Genomic DNA, 20,151 nt, shown 5'->3' on the forward strand with positions numbered 1-20,151 from the left:
AGTCGTGTCCATAAATTCCTGCTGCGAGTTCTCCGGCCCCTTCCTCGGCAGCCATGCCGTCAGCGAAGGGGACCTCACCCGAGCCCAGCTCCGTTCGGGTCTGTACAACCGCCTGTTCCAGGACGTCTATGCCCCAGCGGGCCTTCGTCAAGATCATGAACTGCGATGCAAGGCCGCGGCCCTCGTCGTGCCCGACGGCGCGGTGCTGACCGGTTGCTCCGCCGCGACGGTGCACGGGTTCCCGTTCGCGGACGCGGACGATCCTGTCGAATTCGTCGTGCCCGAACAGAAGGGCTTTCACGGCCTGAGTGGAACGCATCTCCGTCGCACCAGGCTCCTCGGCGAGGATTTCGAGCCCTGGCGCGACGGCCTGATCGCCACTCCGCCGCGGATGACGATGGACATCCTGGCCAACACTCGCCTCCATCGTTCCTTCCCCCGCGTGGTCGGCTTCCTCGATGTCCTGCTCTCCACGGGATTCGTCGACCGCGACGAGCTGGAGGTCTACCTGCGGCACCGGCATGACCACGGCATCGTCCGGGCGCGCCAGGCCCTCGCCCTCTCGGATGGGCGAGCGGAGTCGATTCCGGAGTCCGAAGTCAGGGTATGGCTGAGACTCCACGACATCGAGGCGGAGCCACAGGTGGAGGTCTACCGGGACGCCCAGTTCCTCGGCCGCCTGGATCTCGCGATCCGTGAGGCCAAACTCGCCATCGAGTACGACGGCGCGTGGCACCTCGAAGGCGAACAAACGCGCTTGGACGCCCGGCGGCGGTCACTCATCGAGGCTGAAGGCTGGGAGTTCATCGTCATCACCAAAGAAGAGCTCTATGGCGACCCGCGGGCGATGGTCCACCGAGTACGCACGGCCCTCGCCCGCCGCGTTCAGTCCAAGGACCGCAACCAGAGGACTAAACGCGTCAGTTCAGGAGTGCCGAGGGTGAAGGGTCTTCGAGCAGGGCCGTGAGGACGTGCCGGTCGGCCCACCGGTCCGTGGCCCAGGCGAACGCCCGCGCGAGGCCTTCGGGGGTGTCGGCGGCGTGCAGCCTGCCGTCGGACCACCAGGCGACCTCGTGCTCCGCGTCCTCGAAGGCCACCGTCAGCGCCTCGTGCAGCAGCACTCCGCCTTCGGGCGGTTCGACGCCCAGCTGCTCGGCGGCCACCCGGAGCGCGGAAAGTTCCGTCCACGGCACGTACTCGCCGTCTTCGGCGACCTTGGCGGCGAGACCGCTCGCCACCGGCAGGTCCAGCAACTCCGCCAGCGCACCGGCGCCACTGTCCGAGACGACGATCCGCGCCGGCGCCAGCACGGCGGCGAACCACGGCACGTCGAGGACGACGGCGTCGCGAGCGTCGGCGGCCGAACCGTCCGCGACCCGGACACGGTCCGGCGCTTCGACGTCCACCGCCGCTTCCGCGAGCGCCGCGTGCGCCCGGGCGGCGAGCCCGGGGCTCACCGTGCGCTCGGGATCGCCCAGCCTCTCCAAGAGGTCCTCGACGTCTTCGACCTCGGTGCCCAGCTCGGTCCGGACTCCGGCGGCGAGCAGGATCTCCTTGCTCAGCCCCGAATCCGGGACGACGTCGTAGAGCCCGGCCAGCACGGCGGCTTCCGGCATCCGCCAGTCGAGCGGCGCGTGCCCGTCCAGCAGCGCGTACCGCGCGAGCCACCAGCCGGTGTGCCCACCGGGGTCGGTGAGGGCACGCCAGGTTCCGGGGCGCGACGCGAGCAGGCGCAGCGCCTCCGGCCAGGCGTCGTCGGCGACGAGATCGAGATCGCGCACGCCGAGCACGCGGGACGGCGGGCGTTCCCGCGAGTCCCACCAGTCGTGCTCGTCGGGCAGGCCGTGTTCGGGCTCCAGCGGATCGTCGTCGGCGATGATCGCGAAGGTGTCGAGCACCCCGACCGCGACGAGCGTGGTCACCGGCCAGTCTTCGGCGAATTCCTCGTCCAGCACGGACAAGGCGCCGTCTTCTTCGAACACCTCGGGGTCGAAGATGTCGCCCAGCGGAGACGTGGGCAGGACGAGTTCGTCCGCGCGCCGCCAGCCGTCTTCGCCCGGCAGGGCCAGTGCGCTCGCCCAGCCGGGAGCTTCGTCGCCGACCTCGGCGATCAGGCGGAGCACCGCGCCCGCGAGCGCCATACCGTCCAAACCGGACCGGACGTCCTCGACGCTGCGTTCGACGGCGGCGCTCAGCGCGTCGGCTTCGAGCAGGTCACCTGCCTCGGCGTGCTTGGCGCCCAAGCGTTCCAGCAACGGATGCGCCGCGACCGGGTGCACGAGCCGGAGCCCGAGAATGTCCACATCGGACAGGAGTTCGAGCAGTTCCGCCGATCCGCCGACGAGCAGCGCGTCGCGCACGCCGGGCAGGGTGCGGCCGTCCGACATCGGCACCGGCAAGGCGCCGAGATCGTCCTTGGTGAGATCGTGCGCTTCGAGCGCCGGGAGCAGCACGTCGTAAAGCGAGTGCCACCACGAGGGTTCGCGCTGGACCCCGGTCAGCAGCTCGATGGCCTCGGCGGGCGAAAGCGCCTGGGCGCCGACGGCACGAAGGTCCACACCGGACAGTGAGATCAGCCCGGGCACGACATCGGCCAGCAGCGGCGCGAGACCCGGCACGTCGACCGAAAGCACCCGCGCCCGCCTGCCCGGCAGGTCGTCGCCTTCCTGCGCCGGAAGCCAGGGAAGATCGGCGAGGTTCTCCAGAATGGACTCCCGCAGCGTTCCGTCCACAGTGGAACGCGGGAAGCCCGCACCGGGCACGAGCAACAGGCGCTCCTTGCCAGGCAAGGAACAGACGAGATCGACGTACTCCCGCGCGGCGTTCTTCAAGGCCGCCGTCAGCTCCGGCCCCGGCAGCGCGCGACGCCGGGACGGCTCGATCGGGAGCGTCGCGATCAGCCTCGCGGGCAGGGAAAGCTCGTCGTCGGTGGGGGTCGGCGCGTGCAGGACGTCTTCGCCGAGCGGCCGCGGCGAACCGGCTCCGTCCAGCGGGACCGCCCAAACGACGTCGCCGCGATGCACCTGCCAGTGGTCGGAGGAACCGTCCGGCGCCGAGAGTTCGACGACGCCGTCGCCGAGATCGGTGCGGCGCCACACCCCGCCGTCGACCTCGATGCACTCCAGCCAGGACAGCGTGAGCAGCAGGTCGCCGATGTCGTCCTTCAGATCCGCCAGCAGCGCGGAGATGTCGACACCCTCGCGCACCGGAAGCCGGACCTCGGTGGCGAAGCCTTCGGGCACAGGAGGCTCGCCGTCCTGGACCGGCCACGGAAGCCGGAGCACGGGGACGTCGCCGGTGCGACCGGCCTCGGCCCGGGTGCGCTCCGCGGAGAACGCGACCCCGCCGGTCGCCGAAACGATCCGCGGTTCGGCGGAAACCGTGAGCACGGCGGCGAATCCGACGCCGAACCGGCCGACGGTCTCGTCGCCTTTCCCGGAAGCACGAAGGGAGGCAAGGGATTCGACGCCCCGGGTATCCAGCGGAGCACCCGTGTTGGCGAACCTCAGCTCACCGTCCACAGCGGACACCCGAAGCGTTCCGCGTTCACCGGCCGCGAGTGCGGCGTCGGCGGCGTTCTGCGCCAGTTCGACGAACAACCGGTCACGGTAGCCGCCGACGCGCAGGTCGTTCTCGGTGTTGGTGTCCTCGGTGAACCGCGTCGGCGAATCCGCCCACGCGCGCAGGACGGCGGCGCGTAACCGCTCGGTGCCGAACGGGTCAGTGCTCACTGGGGCTTTCGGTGGTCTCCGCCTCGGCGGACTGGGCGGCTGCCTCGGGTTCGACCTCCGGCTGGACCTCGGCGGTCTCGGGCACCTCGACCACCGGCGCCTCGGACTCGTCGACGACCGTGGCCTCGGCGGCCTCGGCTTCAGCGACCTCGGCTTCAGCTACCTCGGCCGCGACGGGCTCAGGCTCGGCCTCAGCGGGCTCGGGCTCGGCAGGCGCCTCGGGCGCGGGCTCGAAGTCGACCAGCGAGTCGTCGTAGACCAGTTCCGCCACCGGCACCGACGAGGTCACCTCGACCTCGATCTCGGAGTGCGCGCCGCAGCCGTAGGCGACGTCGACGACGTGACCGTCCGCCGGGGAGATGTCATTGGTGCAAGCGCCGAAGGCCGCGCTGAGCGAGCCCGCGAGCGACACGAAAAAGCCGCAGCTTCCGCAGACGTCGGGCGCGCTGCGCGCCATGTCCGACCGCGGGCCGAATTCGCCGTCGTGCCAGCGGGCGGCGGCGTCGAGCCTGCCGTGCCGGGACAGCACGTGGACCCGGCCGAGGCCGGTCTCCTTGGCGACGGCTTCGACCGCGGGGTCGTCGGACTCGAGGTACGCCGGGGCGAGCCGCGGATCGTCCTTCTCCACCGGGAAGATGTCGCCGACGCCGAGGTCGCCCGCCTGCACGCGGCGATCCCACGGCACCCACGCCGGGGCGACGCGCGCGTCCGGACCCGGGATGAGCACGACCTCGCTGACCGTGATCGGTTCTTCGTCACCGGCGAGCGCGACCGTCACCGACCAGCGCCAGCCCCGATAACCCGTCACGGTCGCCTCGAACAGGTGACTCGCGGAAACCGCGTCCTCCCGATCGACGCCGACGTGCGCGCCGACCAGTTCGGCACCGGCGTCCTCCAGCACCGCCGCGCGGGCCAGATCGACCGCCTCGGCGAGTTTGCGCTGGATAGAGCCGTCGTCCAGGGTCAACAGCAGGGTCATGCCCCCATTCTGCCGCACGCGATATCGAGGTCCGTGTCAGGCTGTCCGCGTGCGCACGCTGATGACCACCTCGCTCCTGCTGGCCGCCGTCCTCGGTGGCTGTGCCGCCGCGCCGGTGAGCGACGCCGCCCCGCCCGCGCCCGAGAAACTCAAGGTGCGGGTGCTCTCGTCCTTGCCCCATGACCCGGCCGCCTTCACCCAGGGGCTCGAGTTCTCCGGAGAGACGCTGTACGAGGGGACCGGCCTGGTCGGAAAGTCGTCGATGCGGGCCGGACCGGCGGGCGCGGCGCCGTCGGTCCGGCAGGAACTGCCCGGGCTGTTCGGCGAGGGCATCACCGTGCTCGGACCGACGGCGTGGCAGATCACCTGGAAGGACGGTGTCGCGATCGAACGCGACGCCAAGACCCTGGCCGAGCTCAGGCGCGTGAACTACACCGGCGAAGGCTGGGGCCTGTGCCACCAAGACGGGCGGCTGGTGATGAGCGACGGCTCGTCGAAGCTGACCTTCCGCGACCCAACGTCCTTCGCTCCGACAGGCAGCGTCGACGTCGGGCGCGACCAGCTGAACGAACTGGAGTGCGTCGGTAACTCGGTGTACGCGAACGTCTGGCAGACCGAGCGGATCCTGCGGATCGACGCCTCGTCGGGGCGGGTGACCGGCGAGATCGACGCGGCGGGGCTGCTCGAGGCGGGCGAGAGGGGCTCCGCCGACGTCCTCAACGGCATCGCGGCGGTGCCGGGAACGGACGAATTCCTGATCACCGGCAAGCTCTGGCCCAAGATGTTCAGGGTGAAGTTCGTCCCCGCCGCCTAGAAAGCAGTGGTGAACGCGCGCGGCGGGTCCCGCGTAAGGCAGGATTGACTGGTGGGAATCTTCGGCTCGAACTCTGGACCCGACGGCACGCGTTCCGGCCGGTCGGGCAAGGAGCGCGGCCGCAAGAGCAAGCGGAAGTGGACGCCGGAGCCCGGCGCCACCCAGGCGCGCAGCTGGTCCGCGCCGCCACCGACCAGGGTCGACCAGCAGCCGGTCCCGCCGCGCCCGGCCCGTCCCCAGCCCCAGTACCAGCCGCATCCGGCCGGGCCGACCGCCGACGAGGCGCGCACCGGCGCGATCCCGATGGGACACCACCAGCCGCCGCCGCCTCCGCCCCGGACACCGCCGCCACCACCACAAACGCCTCCTCGCGGCGCGCGGCCGTACCCGGATCCTTCGCAGCGGCAGACCGAACCCGTCCGGCGTCGTCCCGGCGGGTTCTACGACGATCACGCGCCGGGCAGCGGCGAATACGAGCACTACGACACGGGCGGCTACGCGGGCGAACCGCATGAAGCACCGGAGCATCCGCACGAGAACCCGACGACCGCGGTCCCGCCGCGCGCGGGTTCCCTGCCGAAGATGCCGAAGAAGATCACGGTCACCCGGGTCGCGGCGATGCGTAGCCGTCAGCTCACCGGGCAGGCCGTCGGCGCCTTCCAGCGCGCGACGAAAGCGGACGGCGCCGACAAATCGGGCCTGACTTCGCTGACGTACGCGGTGATGCTGAACTACGCCAGCGACGCCGCGATGGCGATCGCGCTGGCCAACACCCTCTTCTTCGCCGCCACCAGCGGGGAGAGCAAGGGCAAGGTCGCGCTCTACCTGCTCATCACGATCGCCCCGTTCGCGCTGGTCGCGCCGGTGATCGGCCCGGCACTCGACAAGATCCAGCGCGGCCGCAGGCTCGCGATGTGCGTGTCCTCGGCCGGTCAGGCGTTGATGGCCGTCGTGATGGCGCTGCACTTCGACGACTGGCTCCTGTACCCGGCGGCGCTGGGCATGATGGTGCTGTCGAAGTCGTTCACCGTGCTCAAGGCGGCGGTGACGCCCCGGGTGCTGCCACCCGAGATCACCCTGTCGAAGACGAACGCCCGGCTCACCGTGTTCGGCCTGGTCGCCGCCGGCGTGTTCGGCGCGCTGGCGAGCGGTGTCAACGCGATCTGGGGTTCCGCGGGCGCGTTGTGGTTCACCGTGCTGATCTGCGTCGCGGCCGCCGTGCAGTCGATGCGGATCCCGTCGTGGGTCGAGAAGACCGAGGGCGAGGTGCCCGCTTCGCTGTCGGCGCATCCGGAGCGGCGGGTCAAGAAGCAGCGGCAGCCGATGGGGCGGCAGATCGTCGTCTCGTTGTGGGGCAACGGTTCCGTCCGGGTGCTGACCGGGTTCCTGATGATGTTCTCCGCGTTCGCGGTGAAGGCGCAGACCGAGGGCAGCGGGCAGAGCCCGTTCAACCAGCTGCTGCTGCTCGGCATCATCGGCGCCGCGGCCGGTGCCGGCGGGTTCCTCGGGAACGCGCTGGGCTCGCGGCTGCACTTCGGCAAACCGGATCAGGTGATCCTGGCCTGCGTCGGGGCGTGCCTGGGCATGTCGGTCATCGCCACCGTGGCGGCCGGGCTGGCGACGGCGGCCATCGTCGCGCTCGTCGGCGCGACAGCGAGCGCGCTGGCGAAGATCAGCCTCGACGCCGTCATCCAGGAAGACCTCCCGGAAGAGTCCCGCGCTTCGGCGTTCGGCCGGTCGGAGACCGTGCTGCAGATGTGCTGGTGCTTCGGCGGTGCCGTCGGCCTGCTGCTGCCGCCGACGTACTGGATCGGGTTCCTGGTGCTGTCGATCCTGCTGGCCGTCGGGTTCACGCAGACGTTCATGGTCCGGCGCGGCACCTCGCTGATCCCCGGCCTCGGCGGCGATCGCCCGCTGCGCCCGGACCCGACCAGCGAATCGCCCGTCCCCTCGGAGGCCGGTGACTCCCGGTGGCGGCCTAGCTCGTAATCTTCACCGTATGCGGCGACTTCGTATTTTGGCCCTGCTCGCGGCGGGTGGTTTCGTGGTGGCCGGTTGCTCGGCCCCCGGCCCCGAAGAGGTGACCTTCTTCGCCGACGGGAAGACGGTGAACGTCGCCCCGCTGGCGTCCTGCGACGTCAAGAGCGACCAGTGCACCACCCGGCCCGACGCCGCGGGCAAGCTGCGCGTCCGGCCGGGGAAGCCGGTGCAGATCTCGGTGCCGAGCCAGATCGCGGAAACGCCGTGGAAGGTCACGGTGCAGTACGTGAACGCCCAGGGCGAGCCGCAGGAGCTGAAGCAGGACATCATCACGTCGCTCGACCGGTTCGCCTACACCGTGACGACGCCCCGGCCCGACGACCAGATCCTCGTCGTCGAGGTCGCGCAGGCTTCGGTGATCAGCCAGACCGGGCGTCCGGAGGACGCCGAGGCGGTCACGACGGCGATCTGGTCGCTGCAGGTCGAATCACCGGCGGTTTGAGCCCCTCGCGCGCGCTATGAAAGTCCCCTTCATTGCAAATTTTGCAATGAAGGGGACTTTCATAGCGCTTGAGAACGCGCCGGATCAGGGATCGAGGTCCCGGGCGACGGCGCGCATGATCTCGGCGATCTGCTTGGTGTTCTTGCGGTCGGGGTAGCGGTTGCGCCGCAGGTCCGGCTGCGCCTTGAGCTCGAGCAGCTTGATCATGTCCTCGATGAGCCCGTGCAGCTCCTCGGCGGGACGACGGCGCGCCTCGGCGACCGAGGGCGGCGGGTCCAGCAGCCGGACGGAGAGCGCTTGCGGGCCGCGGCGGCCGTCGGCGACACCGAACTCGAGGCGCTGGCCCGCCTTGAGCCCTTCGACGCCCTGCGGCAGCGCGGCTTTGCGGATGTAGACGTCGGCGCCCCCATCCTGGGTGACGAAACCGAAACCCTTCTCCGCGTCGTACCACTTGACCTTGCCGGTCGGCACTTTCCTCACCAGTCCTTCGCTGTCCTGCTCACGACGAACGCGCCCGGGGGCGTACCCAGGGCGCGCGTCCCATAAGCGTATCTCGACACATGCCCTGTGGAGAAGCGGATACCGGCGGATACCCTCTGCGTCATGGAGACCGCAGTAAAGGAGGCCGCTGTGGCCGTCCCCGAAAAGCCCGGCAAACCGATCCTCATGCGCGTGGGCATCGGCCTGTTCGCGATCGGCATGATCGCCGTCACAGCCGTGTTCGTCCTGTTCGCCGCCGGACTGGAGAACCTGCCGGTGTGGCTGTCCGCCGCGGCGGGCGTGGTCACTCCGCTGGGGCTGGCCCTCGGTCTGATCGCGCTGGTTCGCGAGGCCCGCCGAAAGAGCTGAACCAGCCGGCGAACTCGGTCAGCGAGTCGAACACCACGTCGGCCCCTTCCTCGAGCAGCTCGGCCTTGGTGCACGGGCCCGTCGTGACCCCGACGGGTACCGCGCCCGCCGCCAGCGCGCCGCGGACGTCGCCGACGTGGTCCCCGACGTAGACACTGGCGCCGTGCTCGGTGAGCGCGGCGGCCTTCTGCGTCGACCACAGCTCCCCGACCAGGACGTCGACCTCGAAGCCGAGGGCGTCCAGGTGGAGTTTCGCGTTGGGCGCGTATTTGCCGGTGACGACGACGGTGCGCCCGCCTGCCTCACGGACCGCGTGCAGCGCCTCGGCCGCCCCGGGCAGCGCGATCGTCACCGGAACGACGGTCTCCGGGTACATCGCCCGGAACCGGGTCACCAGCTCCGGGATGCGCTCCTCCGGTGCCCCGAAGCCGCGCAGGCTGTCGTCGAGGGGCGGGCCGAGGTTGGCCGCGAAGAACTCCCCGTCCAGCGGCAGGCCGGACTCCACGCCGAGCGCGTTCATCACCGCGACCATGCCCGGCCGCGGATCGATCAGTGTCATATCGAGGTCGAACCCCACGGTGATGCCCACGTCCGCCACGGTAGCGGCCACCACCCACTGATTTACACCGGCCGGACAATCGTCAACGCCGTTGACATGGGCTCGATCTGTGTCAAGCTGGGAATGTGGGCGAGATCACGAGCTTCTCCGATCGGACCAAGGCCTCTCTGCGGGAGGCGCTGCTCGACGCCGCCACCGAACTGCTCGCCGAGCGCGGTTTCACGGCACTGCGGATGGCGGACGTCGCCGCGCACGCCGGAGTGAGCAGGCAGACCGTCTACAACGAGTTCGGCAACAAGGCCGCGCTCGCCCAAGCCGTCGTGCTCCGGACGACCTCGGAGTTCCTGGAGGGCATCCGGCTGCGCGTCCAGCACGCGCAGGACCTCCTCGACGGGATCCGCGAGGCCGTCGTCTACACGATCGAGCACGCCCGGGAGAACCGGCTCGTCGCCACCACGCTGGGCACCGAAGCCGGGGAGGACCTGCTTCCCCTGCTCACCACCAAGGGCGAGCCGATCCTGACCGCGGCCACCGAGGTCGCGGCCGAGCAGTACCGCGAGTTCGAACCGGCCCTTTCGGCACGTTCCGCCGCGCTGCTGGCGGAGACCGTCGTGCGGCTTTCCCTGTCCCATCTCGTCATGCCGACCCATTCGGCCGACGAGGCGGCGGCCTCCGTCGTCGCCGTGCTGGCGCCCGCGATCCGGGCGCTGACCACCGTTTCGTCCACAATGGAGTGACACGAAGGGTACGTCATGACCGATACGCTTTCCGAACTGCGGACCGGTTTTTCCTCATTGCGCAAGGGCGGGCTGAACTGGGATTCGTTTCCGCTGCGGCTGTTCGTCAAGGGAAACAACAAGTTCTGGAACCCCGCCGACATCGACTTCTCGCGTGAGCGCGAAGGCTGGGACACGCTCAACGCGGACCAGAAGCGATCGACGACCTACCTGGTGGCGCAGTTCATCGCGGGGGAAGAGGCGGTCACCGAAGACATCCAGCCGTTCATGCGGGCGATGTCCGCGACAGGCCGCTTCGGCGACGAGATGTACCTGACGCAGTTCTGTTTCGAAGAGGCCAAGCACACCGAAGTCTTCCGTCGCTGGATGGACGCCGTCGGACTGACCGAGGACCTGCATCCCTACGTCGCGGAGAATCCGCACTACCGCAAGCTTTTCTACGAAGAGCTGCCGCAGTCACTACGCGCGCTGGAGGAGGATCCCAGTCCGCTCAACCAGATCCGCGCGAGCGTCACCTACAACCACGTCATCGAAGGCAGTCTCGCGCTGACCGGGTACTACTCGTGGCAGTTGATCTGCACGCAGTACGACATCCTGCCGGGGATGCAGGAACTGGTGCGCCGCATCGGCGACGACGAACGCCGCCACATGGCCTGGGGCACCTTCACCTGCCGCCGTCACGTCGCCGCGGACGACTCGCTGTGGGACGCGGTGCAGCAGCGGATGGGCGAGCTGCTTCCCCACGCGCTCAACATGATCCAGTGGGTGCAGGACCAGTTCGACGAGGTCCCGTTCGACAACGATCCGGAGGAGATCATCCAGTACGCGGCGGATCGGGCGCAGCGGCGCCTCGGCGCGATCGAGTCCGCGCGCGGGATGCCGGTGGAGCAGATCGATCTGGACTACTCGCCGGAGAACCTCGAAGAGACCTTCGGCGAAGAAGACGCGAAGGCGATCGCCGCGGCCGCCGCCAGCACCGCGGCCTAACGAGAGCTGAAGGGGCCTTTGCCCGCGTCTCACGCGGCGAAGGGCGCTTTCCCCGCATCGCATGCGGGGAAAGCGTCCTTCAGCTCCTACCTCGCGGGCCAGTAGACGGCGTGCCAGTCACCGCCCGCGGTGACCGCGCCGCCCGCGATCGTCCCGTCGAGACCGATCAGCTGCGCCCGGCTGAAACCGCCGCCCGGCAACGTTCCGAGGTCGGTCTTCACGCCGTTCGCGTCCCACAGCGCGGCGTTCCCCGCACGGCCGACGATCCGGCCCTGCCCGTCGATGTCCTCGGCCTGACCGTTGAGATCGGACAGCCGGGTCATCGTCCCGTCGGCGGCCCATCGCACCGCGACGTCGAGGGAACCGGCCGGGGTGGCGACGTACCCCCTGCCGACCGAGACCCCGGAACCGTTGAGCGCCAGCACACTCGTGCCATAGGAGTCCGGCCCGCCGAGTTGGATCATGGTGCCGTCGGCGGTCCACTTCACCGCCGTGTGCCGGTCGTTGATCACGGTGTCGCCGACGAGCTCACCGGAGGCGTTCAGATCGCGGAACCAGCTCTGCACGGCCGCCGGGCCGAGCATGGTGACCGCGCCGGTGGCGTCCCAGCGCAGCACCCGGGTGCTGCCGTCCGTCCCGTAGAGCCGCCCGGCGATGAACCTCCCGTCACGGGTGATCGCGCTCGCGTAGTAGGCCCCCTCCAACGGCGGGGCGGCGAGCACCGTGACGTTTCCGGACGAGTCCCAGCGCAAGCCGCGTTGACGATCGTCGCCGGCTTTACCCGAACCGACGACGACGCCGGTCGAGCTGATCCCGGTCGCCTCCGAGGTCGAGCCGCCCGGCGGCGAGGACAGCTGGGTGATCGAACCGTCCAGGGCCCAGCGCACGGCCCGCAGATTCGACGTGCCGACGATCATCCCGGTCGCGTTGACCGCTTTCGCCTCCGCGAACCCGCCGGGCAAGGGCTCCAGCCGGGTGACCCGGCCCGCCTTGTCCCATTTCACCGCGACGCACGAGTGCGAGTGCGGCGAGTTGGCGCAGGACTGCCCGATCAGCTGTCCACGGTCACCGATCGCCGTCACCGAAGTGTCGTTGGTACCGGGCACGATGCCGAGTTCGATCGGGCCCGTCGCCGCGGTCGCCACCGCGGGGAGGGAGAACGGAAGAGCCACGGCGACCGCGGCCATGACGAGTAGACGTTTACCCCGTTGCACGAACATGTTCACCCCTGTGTCTTGGGCCAGTAGACGGCGTGCGAGCGGCCTTCTTCGTTGTACGAGATCCCGGCGATCACACCGTTCGCGGCGATGTGGGTGGCGTTGCTGTAGGTGCCGCCCGGCAGCGCGCCGAGGACCGTGCGCGTTCCCGAGGCGTCCCACTTGGCCGCGATCTCGTTCTCCAGGCCGACGACGGTTCCGGCACTGTCGATGTCGTTCCCCAGCCCGCGCTCGGTCGACAGCGTCGTCCGAGCGCCGGTGCCGTCCCACCGGGCCGGGTTCGTCGTGCCGAAGACCTGGTAACCGCCGCCCGCGGCGACACCGGCGTCGTTGACCGCGCTCGCCCAGGCCGGCCAGATCTCCGGGTGCTCCAGCCAGGTCGTCCGCCCGTCCTGCTCCCAGCGCACGGGCTTCGGATCCCCACTGAGACGAGCACTTCCGACGATGACGCCGTTGTCGTTCATGTCTTCCGGCGTGCTGTCGGCGATCCCCGGCGAGAGATCGGTGATCACCCCTTCGGAATTCCAGCGCACGGCGTGGTTCCGTCCGGCCGCGTCGGTCGCCGTCCCCCCGATGGTCCGGCCGTCCCGGGTGATCCACAGCGCGCTTCCGTAGTCCCCGTCCAGGTCGCCGAGCGCCACGACGGTCCCGTCCGCGTTCCAGCGCAGAGCGTGGGCCTTCCCGTCCGCGCCGTTCCCGGTACCGACGACGACGCCGGTGCCGCTGATCTCGTTCGCGTAGGCGTAATCCCCGCCCGGCAAGGAAGGCAGCGCGGTGACCGCCCCGTCCGGTGCCCACTTCACGGCCGTCTGGTTCCGCGCCGGGTCCTTGTGCGCCCAGCCGACGGCGACCCCGTGCTCGTTGACGTCGTTGGCCTCGCTCTGTTCGCCGCCGAGGCCGGCCAGCGCGGTGATCCGGCCCTGCGCGTCCCACCTCGTCGCGTGGTGCTTGATCTGCGGTTCGAGCGGGGTCGACGAACCGACCATGACCCCGTGGTCGTTGATCGCGTTGACTTCGCTGAACAGGTCGCCCGGCAGCGTGCCGAGGTCGACCGGGGCGATCGCGGGATCCGCGGCCGCCACCCCGGGCAGCATGAACGGCAATGCCGCCAGCGACCCGGCCAGTGCGAGAACTCTCGTACTCCGTTTGATGGACATGGTTCCCCTACACGGCCCCCACGCCCCGCGCCTTGCGAGGCTTTCCGCCGCACAGGGGACACGCATCAGGAATGTGACAGGTTGCCCCTAAGTGTCAACTTGTCAGGCGTGCTTCGTGACGGCCGCCGTTTCCAGACCGAGGATGCTGATCGACTCTTCGCGCATCTCGACCTTGCGCACCTTCCCGGTCACCGTCATCGGGAACTCCTCGACGACGTGGACGTACCGCGGGATCTTGTAGCGCGCCAGCTTCCCCTCGCAGAACTCCCGCATCGTTTCGGCGGTCAGCGGCGTCGCGCCCTCGCGCATCCGCACCCACGCCATCAGTTCCTCGCCGTACTTCGCGTCGGGGACGCCGATGACCTGCGCGTCGAGGACGTCCGGATGGGTGTAGAGGAACTCCTCGATCTCGCGCGGGTACAGGTTTTCGCCGCCGCGGATGACCATGTCCTTGATCCGGCCGGTGATGTTGACGTACCCGTCGGCGTCCATGATCGCGAGGTCGCCGGTGTGCATCCACCGTGCCGCGTCGATCGCCTCGGCCGTCTTGTCGGCCTGCTCCCAGTAACCGAGCATCACCGAGTAGCCGCGCGTGCAGAATTCGCCCGGCTCGCCACGCGGCACGGTCAGCCCCGTCTCCGGATCGACGACCTTGACCTCCAGATGCGGACCGACACGGCCGACGGTCGACACGCGCCGCTCCACCGAATCGTCCGCGCGGGTCTGCGTGGACACCGGCGACGTCTCGGTCATGCCGTAGCAGATCGACACCTCCGCCATGCCCATCCGGTCGATGACCTGCTTCATCACCTCGACCGGGCAAGGCGAACCCGCCATGATCCCGGTGCGCAGCGAGGAAAGGTCGTGGGAATCGAAGTCCGGGTCGGCCAGTTCGGCGATGAACATCGTCGGAACCCCGTACAGGGACGTGCATTTCTCGGCCGCGACGGCTTCGAGGGTGGCCTTCGGCTCGAACGCGGGCGCCGGGATGACCATGCAGGCCCCGTGGGTCGTCGCCGCGAGATTGCCCATCACCATGCCGAAACAGTGGTAGAAGGGCACGGGGATGCACACCTTGTCGGCTTCGGTGTAGTTGCAGAGTTCGCCGACGAAGTAGCCGTTGTTGAGGATGTTGTGGTGGCTGAGCGTGGCGCCCTTGGGGAAACCCGTGGTGCCGGAGGTGTACTGGATGTTGATCGGGTCGTCCGCGGAAAGCGCCCTCTGACGTTCGATCAAGAGCGCACGGTCGGCCTTGCCGCCGATCTCCAGCAGTGACGGCCACGCCGGGCTGTCGAGCAGCACGACGTGTTCCAGCGCCGGGCATTTCGGCCCCGCCTCGGCGATCATGCCCGCGTAGTCGGAGGTCTTGAACGAGTTCGCGGCCACGATCAGCTTGATCCCGGCCTGGTTCAGCACGTACTCGAGTTCGTGCGAGCGGTACGCCGGGTTGATGTTGACCAGGATCGCGCCGAGCTTCGCGGTCGCGTACTGGGTGAGCGTCCACTCCGCGCGGTTCGGCGACCAGATGCCGACACGGTCGCCCTTCGCGATGCCGAGATCCAGCAGCCCGAGGGCGAGCGCGTCCACGTCGGCGGCGAGTTCGGTGTACGTCCAGCGTTTCCCCGCCGCCCGGTCGACCAGCGCGTCCCGGTCGCCGAAGGCGGCGACCGTGCGATCGAAGTTGTCGCCGATGGTGTCCCCCAGCAGCGGGGTGGCCGAGATTCCCGATGCGTAGCTCGGTAGGGCGGGGGCGTCGGACATGGAGACTCCTGCGTTCGGCGGCATCGACGCGTCGAGTCTAGAAAGCCCCGGTGACCTGGGCCACCTGCAAGTGGAGACCCGCGACACCTCGGGGGAAACCCGGAGGCCGGGTTCCCGGATGCCCGATATCGTCGAGGACATGCGCCTCTACATCGTCGACGCCTTCACTTCCGAGGCCTTCGCCGGTAACTCCGCCGGAGTCGTGCTGCTGGACTCGCCGGGCGACGCGGGCTGGATGCAGTCCGTCGCGGCCGAGTTGAAGCACGCCGAGACGGCCTTCGTCGAGGTCCGCGGCGAAGGTCCGAAGTCGCTTCGCTGGTTCACGCCGGAGACCGAGGTCGACCTGTGCGGGCACGCGACGCTGGCGACCACGCACGTCCTCGGCGGCGAACAGACCTTCACGACGAGAAGCGGCGAACTGCGCTGCCGCGCCGAAGACGGCTGGGTGTCGATGGACTTCCCGTCGGATCCGCCCCGCGAATCCGACGACGACCTGTCCTCGATCCTGCCGGGCGTCTCCGTCGAGTACGTCGGGCGCAGTCACCAGAACCTGTTCGCGGTGGTGGACAAGGCTTCGGTGGTCCGTTCGCTCGCCCCGGACCTGGCCGCGCTGCGCGCGCACTGGACCGGACGGCTGATGGTCACCGCCCCTGGTGACGTCGACGGGGTCGACTTCGTCACCCGGTTCTTCGCGCCGGGCGTCGGCATCGACGAGGACCCGGTCACCGGCTCCGCGCACTGTGTCCTCGCGCCGTACTGGGCCGCGCGCCTCGGCCGGGACAACCTCGTCGGCGAGCAGGCCTCGGCTCGCGGTGGCATCGTCCGGATGAGTCTCGAAGGTGACCGCGTCCTGCTCTCGGGGCAGGCGGTCACCGTGGCCAGTGGGGAGTTGCACGTCTGATGCGCCTGATCCTGAACGTCATCTGGCTCGTGCTGTGCGGCCTGTGGATGGCCCTCGGCTACGTCGTCGCCGGCGTCATCTGCTGCATCCTGATCGTCACCATCCCGTTCGGGCTGGCGTCGTTCCGGATCGCGGCCTACGCGCTGTGGCCGTTCGGCCGCACGGTCGTCGACCGGCGTGACGCCGGGGCGGCGTCGACGATCGGCAACGTCATCTGGTTCCTCTTCGCCGGGCTGTGGCTCGCGATCGGGCACGTGCTGACCGGGGTCGCGCTGTGCATCACGATCATCGGGATCCCGCTGGGCGTGGCCAACTTCAAGATGATCCCGGTTTCGCTGATGCCGCTCGGCAAGGAGATCGTGGAACTCCCGTAGTGCGGCCCGCACACGCTATGAAAGGCCCGTTACTTGCAAAATTTGCAAGTAACGGGCCTTTCATAGCACGCGGGACCAGGGTTGGAGCCTCCGTAAAGCTCAGTCCTCGGGCTCCCAGGGCAGCGGGATGATCAGGCAGGGCCCGCCGACGAACAGCCCGCCGTCGATCCCCAGCGCCTTCCCGCCCGCGTAGAGATAAGGCCCCTCGATCTGCGCGGGGTGGATGCCGAGCTGGTCGGCGATGACGCTGTGCCCGTGCACGATCCGCTCGCCGCCGAGCCGGTCCATCAGCTGTTGCGCGACGTCGGCGCCTTCCGGGCCGCGGAAGGCGTAGCGCGTGGTCATCCGCCGCCACACGTCCCACCAGGCCTGGATGTCGCTGCCTTCGAGGATCTCGCGGCCGCGCGCGTTGATCCCGTCGATGTCGGCACCCCAGTCGAGGTACTCGAGGGTGTCCGAGTGCATCAGCAGGTGGTCCGCGGCCAGCGTCAGCATCGGGCGCGAGGTCAGCCATTCGATGTGCTGCGGCGTGAGCCTGTCCTGGTCGGCGAGCAGCCCGCCGTTGATCTCCCAGCTGCGGGCGAAGCTGCGCGGCCCGAAGTCGGACGGCACCTCCGTGTCGCCGAAGTGGTACATCCCGAGCAACAGGATCTCGTGGTTGCCCAGCAGCGTCCCGCAGTGGCCGCCCGCCTTGGCGGCCTGGCGCTCCAGCCGCATCACCAGGTCGATGACGCCGACGCCGTCGGGCCCCCGGTCGACGAAGTCGCCGAGGAACCACAGGGTCGCTTCACCGCCGGCCCAGTCGTCGTCGGCGTCGAGCAGCCCCTTTTCCCGGAGCGCCCCGGCCAGCTCGTCCCGGTGTCCGTGCACGTCACCGACCACATAGGTCGGGGACGGAGGCTGATCGTCGTGCATCTCTGTGACGATAATCCCTCCGTCCGCCATCGCCTCGTTCAGCCTTCGCCGAACGGGTCGCCGGTCCGCCCGACCAGATCCGCGATCGAGTCGATGATCATGGTCGGCCGGTACGGATAGTGCTCGGCGCTCTCCCTGCTGGAGATGCCGGTCAGCACCAGGATCGTCTGCAATCCGGCCTCGATTCCCGAGTGGACGTCGGTGTCCATCCGGTCGCCGATCATCAGCGTCGACTCCGAATGCGCGCCGAGCCGCCGCAGCGCCGAGCGCATCATCAGCGGGTTGGGCTTGCCGACGTAGTACGGCGAGCGGCCGGTCGCCTTTTCGATCAGCGCGGCGACCGAGCCGGTGGCGGGCATGGAGCCCTCCACGCTGGGGCCGGTCGCGTCGGGGTTGGTGGCGATGAACTTCGCGCCGCCCTCGATCAGCCTGATCGCGCGGGTTATCGCGCTGAAGCTGTACGTGCGCGTCTCGCCGAGGACGACGTAGTCCGGGTCACGTTCGGTCAGCACGTAGCCGACCTCGTGCAGCGCCGTGGTGAGCCCGGCTTCGCCGATCACGAACGCCGAGCCGTTCGGCCGCTGCGACGCGAGGAACTTCGCGGTCGCCAGCGCGGAGGTCCAGATGGCCTCCTCGGGGATGTCGAGACCGGTCCGCTCGAGCCTCGCCCGCAGGTCGCGCGGGGTGTAGATCGAGTTGTTGGTCAGCACCAGGAAGCCGATGTCGTTGGCGCGCAGTTCCTTGAGGAACTCGTCCGCGCCGGGCACGAGGTGCTCCTCCTTGACCAGCACGCCATCCATGTCGCTGAGGTACGTCCAACGGCGCTCGTTCATGCCCCCCACCCTAATGATCGGAGACGGCGTGAACAGCCACGGACGCCGCCTTGACCGAAAGGTTGACCGGTGTCCCGGGTTCGAGCGCCAGTTCGGCGACCGCGGCGGGGGTCAGATCGGCGGCGAGACCGGCCGCCCAGTCGTCCCCGCGAGTGCGGACCCGGATCACCGGTCCGTGTGGTTCGAGCGCGTCGACGACTCCCTCGACGGTGTTGCGCGGGCTGCCACGGTGCTCGCCGTCCCGCGGGTACACGGCGACGGCGCTGGGCGCGAAGACGGCCACGGCCGCTTCGCCATCGATGACGTCGTCCGCCGGAATCCCGGCCAACTGCCCGCCTGACGTGCGCAAACCTCCTTCGGCGGCGATGCCGGGCACCAGGTTCAGCCCGGCGATCCGCGCGGTGAACGCGGTGCGCGGCGCGGAGAGGACCTTCCGGGTCTCGCCGCGTTCGACGATCCGGCCGCCGTCGAGGACGGCGACGTGATCGGCCAGCGCCAGCGCGTCGAGCGGGTCGTGGGTGACCAGCACCGTCGGCGGCCCGGACCGCAATACGCGCCGGAGCAGACCGCGGATGGCGGGTGCGGCGTCGACGTCGAGAGCGGCGAAGGGCTCGTCGAGCAGCAGAAGTCCCGGCTCGGCCGCCAGCGCCCGCGCGATCGCGACCCGTTGCGCCTGGCCGCCGGAGAGCTGCGCGGGCCGCCGTCCGGCCAGTTCGAGCGCGTCCACTTCGGTCAACCACTCCCTCGCTTGGCGCTTCGCCTCGGCGCGCCCGGCGCCGGTCGAGCGCGGCGCGAAGGCGACGTTGTCCAAAGCGGACAGATGCGGGAAGAGCAGGGCGTCCTGGGAGAGCAGGCCGATGCCGCGCGCGTGCGGCGGGAGATCACCGAGTCCGCGGCCGTCCAGAGTGATCCGTGCCCGATCGGGCCGGAGCAGACCGGCGAGACAGCCGAGCACACTGGACTTCCCCGACCCGTTCGGGCCGAGCAACGCGAGCACACCGCCGTCGGGCACCTCGAACTCGACATCCAGGGTGAATTCGCCGCGCCGGAGGACGATCCCGGCCGAAAGGGTCACGAGCGGACTCCTTCCAGCGCGCGCGGCCGGGCGAGCGCGATCACCGCGACGGCGACCAGGATGAGCAGCAACGCGAGCGCCACGGCGCTGTCGACGTCGACCTCGGCCTGGGTGTAGACCTCCAGCGGCAAGGTCCGGGTCACGCCTTCGAGGCTGCCCGCGAAGGTGATCGTGGCGCCGAACTCGCCGAGTGCCCGCGCGAAGCTCAGCACGATCCCCGAACCGAGCGCGGGCAGCAGCAGCGGCAACGTGACGCGGCGGAAGACCGTCCACGGTTTGGCGCCCAGCGTCGAAGCGACCCGTTCGTACCGGTCACCGGCACCGCGCAACGCGCCCTCGAGGCTGACCACCAGGAACGGCATCGCGACGAAGGTCTGCGCGATGACCACCGCGGCCGTGGTGAACGGCACCTGCTCGCCGGTCAGGGTGGTCACCAGGATGCCGAGGAACCCCTTGCGGCCCAGCAGGTAGAGCAGTGCCAGGCCGCCGACCACCGGCGGCAGGACCAGCGGCAGCAGCACCACCGCGCGCAGCACGCGGATGCCGCGCGCCCGGGAGCGCGCGAGCACCACGGCGAGCGGGACGCCGAACAGTACACAGGCCACAGTGGACAGTCCGGCGGTGATCAGCGACAGCTTGAGCGCGTTCAGCGAGGAAGACGAGGCGATGAGGCCCGGGAAGCGGCTCAGGTCCGAGCGCACCAGCAGGCCGACGACCGGCAGGACCACCAGCGCCAGCGCGCAGACGGCGGGCGGCCAGAGCACCCACGGGACCCCGGCC

General features: G+C 69.8%; 20 protein-coding genes. 9 read left to right on the forward strand and 11 right to left on the reverse strand.

The features are described 5' to 3' along the window. The first annotated feature begins 4 nt into the window (after window positions 1-4). Complete coding sequence (locus BKN51_RS30210; protein WP_101610872.1) at window positions 5-967, forward strand: endonuclease domain-containing protein; 963 nt, start codon at window positions 5-7, stop codon at window positions 965-967. On the opposite strand, the gene BKN51_RS30215 is transcribed toward BKN51_RS30210, so the two are convergent. Beyond that, a complete protein-coding gene (locus tag BKN51_RS30215) occupies window positions 921-3,731 on the reverse strand; it encodes a sacsin N-terminal ATP-binding-like domain-containing protein (RefSeq protein ID WP_101610873.1) in 2,811 nt (936 codons plus the stop codon). The genes BKN51_RS30210 and BKN51_RS30215 overlap by 47 nt on opposite strands. Continuing rightward, window positions 3,721-4,710, reverse strand: a complete 990-nt coding sequence (locus BKN51_RS30220; RefSeq protein WP_101610874.1) for a DUF3027 domain-containing protein — start codon at window positions 4,708-4,710, stop codon at window positions 3,721-3,723. Before BKN51_RS30220 ends, BKN51_RS30215 begins: the two co-directional genes overlap by 11 nt. Window positions 4,711-4,759: 49 nt before the next feature. Between BKN51_RS30220 and BKN51_RS30225 the strand changes: the two genes are divergently transcribed. From BKN51_RS30225 to BKN51_RS30235, 3 genes are read left to right on the forward strand one after another with little or no spacing between them, the layout of a single operon-like run. Further along, window positions 4,760-5,524 carry a glutaminyl-peptide cyclotransferase gene (locus BKN51_RS30225; protein ID WP_101610875.1) on the forward strand — a complete coding sequence of 255 codons (765 nt, stop codon included), beginning with the start codon at window positions 4,760-4,762 and terminating at the stop codon, window positions 5,522-5,524. Between the two features lie 51 nt (window positions 5,525-5,575). After that, on the forward strand, window positions 5,576-7,513 hold the full coding sequence (locus BKN51_RS30230) for an MFS transporter (RefSeq protein WP_101610876.1): 1,938 nt from the start codon (window positions 5,576-5,578) through the stop codon (window positions 7,511-7,513). 28 nt (window positions 7,514-7,541) lie between these two features. Continuing rightward, the gene (locus BKN51_RS30235; RefSeq protein WP_101610877.1) at window positions 7,542-8,006 is read left to right on the forward strand and encodes a DUF2771 family protein; all 465 of its coding nucleotides are present in this window, start codon (window positions 7,542-7,544) and stop codon (window positions 8,004-8,006) included. A gap of 84 nt (window positions 8,007-8,090) precedes the next feature. Here BKN51_RS30235 and BKN51_RS30240 read toward each other — a convergent pair whose 3' ends face one another. Continuing rightward, a complete protein-coding gene (locus BKN51_RS30240; RefSeq protein ID WP_101610878.1) occupies window positions 8,091-8,477 on the reverse strand; it encodes a cold-shock protein in 387 nt (128 codons plus the stop codon). A 132-nt stretch (window positions 8,478-8,609) separates the two neighbouring features. On the opposite strand from BKN51_RS30240, the gene BKN51_RS30245 reads away from it, so the two are divergent. Then, a complete protein-coding gene (locus BKN51_RS30245; protein ID WP_101610879.1) occupies window positions 8,610-8,855 on the forward strand; it encodes a hypothetical protein in 246 nt (81 codons plus the stop codon). Here the strand turns inward: BKN51_RS30245 and BKN51_RS30250 are convergent. Continuing rightward, a complete protein-coding gene (locus BKN51_RS30250) occupies window positions 8,791-9,444 on the reverse strand; it encodes an HAD family hydrolase (protein WP_101613537.1) in 654 nt (217 codons plus the stop codon). The two genes, BKN51_RS30245 and BKN51_RS30250, sit on opposite strands and share 65 nt — an antisense overlap. 95 nt (window positions 9,445-9,539) lie before the next feature. Between BKN51_RS30250 and BKN51_RS30255 the strand changes: the two genes are divergently transcribed. Further along, window positions 9,540-10,151 carry a TetR/AcrR family transcriptional regulator gene (locus tag BKN51_RS30255; RefSeq protein ID WP_174720467.1) on the forward strand — a complete coding sequence of 204 codons (612 nt, stop codon included), beginning with the start codon at window positions 9,540-9,542 and terminating at the stop codon, window positions 10,149-10,151. A 15-nt stretch (window positions 10,152-10,166) separates the two neighbouring features. Next, on the forward strand, window positions 10,167-11,138 hold the full coding sequence (locus BKN51_RS30260) for a R2-like ligand-binding oxidase (protein ID WP_101610880.1): 972 nt from the start codon (window positions 10,167-10,169) through the stop codon (window positions 11,136-11,138). Between the two features lie 86 nt (window positions 11,139-11,224). Here BKN51_RS30260 and BKN51_RS30265 read toward each other — a convergent pair whose 3' ends face one another. The 3 genes from BKN51_RS30265 to BKN51_RS30275 form a co-directional block, all read right to left on the reverse strand. Continuing rightward, entirely contained in the window at window positions 11,225-12,358 is a 1,134-nt protein-coding gene (locus tag BKN51_RS30265) for a hypothetical protein (RefSeq protein WP_146044279.1), read from the reverse strand. A gap of 2 nt (window positions 12,359-12,360) precedes the next feature. Beyond that, window positions 12,361-13,512, reverse strand: a complete 1,152-nt coding sequence (locus BKN51_RS30270) for a hypothetical protein (protein WP_101610882.1) — start codon at window positions 13,510-13,512, stop codon at window positions 12,361-12,363. 102 nt (window positions 13,513-13,614) lie between these two features. After that, on the reverse strand, window positions 13,615-15,273 hold the full coding sequence (locus tag BKN51_RS30275) for an AMP-binding protein (RefSeq protein ID WP_101610883.1): 1,659 nt from the start codon (window positions 15,271-15,273) through the stop codon (window positions 13,615-13,617). A 139-nt stretch (window positions 15,274-15,412) separates the two neighbouring features. On the opposite strand from BKN51_RS30275, the gene BKN51_RS30280 reads away from it, so the two are divergent. Together BKN51_RS30280 and BKN51_RS30285 are read left to right on the forward strand one after the other, a co-directional pair. Further along, on the forward strand, window positions 15,413-16,174 hold the full coding sequence (locus BKN51_RS30280) for a PhzF family phenazine biosynthesis protein (RefSeq protein ID WP_101613539.1): 762 nt from the start codon (window positions 15,413-15,415) through the stop codon (window positions 16,172-16,174). Then, window positions 16,174-16,548 carry a YccF domain-containing protein gene (locus tag BKN51_RS30285; protein ID WP_101610884.1) on the forward strand — a complete coding sequence of 125 codons (375 nt, stop codon included), beginning with the start codon at window positions 16,174-16,176 and terminating at the stop codon, window positions 16,546-16,548. Before BKN51_RS30280 ends, BKN51_RS30285 begins: the two co-directional genes overlap by 1 nt. A 99-nt stretch (window positions 16,549-16,647) precedes the next feature. Here the strand turns inward: BKN51_RS30285 and BKN51_RS30290 are convergent, their stop codons facing one another. Genes BKN51_RS30290 through BKN51_RS30305 form a run of 4 tightly spaced genes read right to left on the reverse strand, consistent with a single transcriptional unit; the run spans window position 16,648 to window position 20,135 of the window. Continuing rightward, complete coding sequence (locus tag BKN51_RS30290; RefSeq protein WP_101610885.1) at window positions 16,648-17,463, reverse strand: metallophosphoesterase family protein; 816 nt, start codon at window positions 17,461-17,463, stop codon at window positions 16,648-16,650. Window positions 17,464-17,501: 38 nt separating this feature from the next. Further along, complete coding sequence (locus BKN51_RS30295; protein ID WP_037318851.1) at window positions 17,502-18,296, reverse strand: HAD-IIA family hydrolase; 795 nt, start codon at window positions 18,294-18,296, stop codon at window positions 17,502-17,504. A 10-nt stretch (window positions 18,297-18,306) separates the two neighbouring features. Continuing rightward, entirely contained in the window at window positions 18,307-19,371 is a 1,065-nt protein-coding gene (locus tag BKN51_RS30300; RefSeq protein WP_101610886.1) for a sulfate/molybdate ABC transporter ATP-binding protein, read from the reverse strand. After that, window positions 19,368-20,135, reverse strand: a complete 768-nt coding sequence (locus BKN51_RS30305; protein ID WP_101610887.1) for an ABC transporter permease — start codon at window positions 20,133-20,135, stop codon at window positions 19,368-19,370. Before BKN51_RS30305 ends, BKN51_RS30300 begins: the two co-directional genes overlap by 4 nt. Between the last annotated feature and the right edge of the window lie 16 nt (window positions 20,136-20,151).

The organism is Amycolatopsis sp. BJA-103, assembly GCF_002849735.1.
Lineage (GTDB): Bacteria > Actinomycetota > Actinomycetes > Mycobacteriales > Pseudonocardiaceae > Amycolatopsis.

Coding starts and splice junctions, on each gene's coding strand:
- BKN51_RS30220 (WP_101610874.1), bottom strand. CDS start 4,710: ATGACCCTGCTGTTGACCCTGGACGACGGCTCTATCCAGCGCAAACTC.
- BKN51_RS30245 (WP_101610879.1), top strand. CDS start 8,610: ATGGAGACCGCAGTAAAGGAGGCCGCTGTGGCCGTCCCCGAAAAGCCC.
- BKN51_RS30260 (WP_101610880.1), top strand. CDS start 10,167: ATGACCGATACGCTTTCCGAACTGCGGACCGGTTTTTCCTCATTGCGC.
- BKN51_RS30265 (WP_146044279.1), bottom strand. CDS start 12,358: ATGTTCGTGCAACGGGGTAAACGTCTACTCGTCATGGCCGCGGTCGCC.
- BKN51_RS30270 (WP_101610882.1), bottom strand. CDS start 13,512: ATGTCCATCAAACGGAGTACGAGAGTTCTCGCACTGGCCGGGTCGCTG.
- BKN51_RS30275 (WP_101610883.1), bottom strand. CDS start 15,273: ATGTCCGACGCCCCCGCCCTACCGAGCTACGCATCGGGAATCTCGGCC.
- BKN51_RS30280 (WP_101613539.1), top strand. CDS start 15,413: ATGCGCCTCTACATCGTCGACGCCTTCACTTCCGAGGCCTTCGCCGGT.
- BKN51_RS30285 (WP_101610884.1), top strand. CDS start 16,174: ATGCGCCTGATCCTGAACGTCATCTGGCTCGTGCTGTGCGGCCTGTGG.
- BKN51_RS30290 (WP_101610885.1), bottom strand. CDS start 17,463: ATGCACGACGATCAGCCTCCGTCCCCGACCTATGTGGTCGGTGACGTG.
- BKN51_RS30295 (WP_037318851.1), bottom strand. CDS start 18,296: ATGAACGAGCGCCGTTGGACGTACCTCAGCGACATGGATGGCGTGCTG.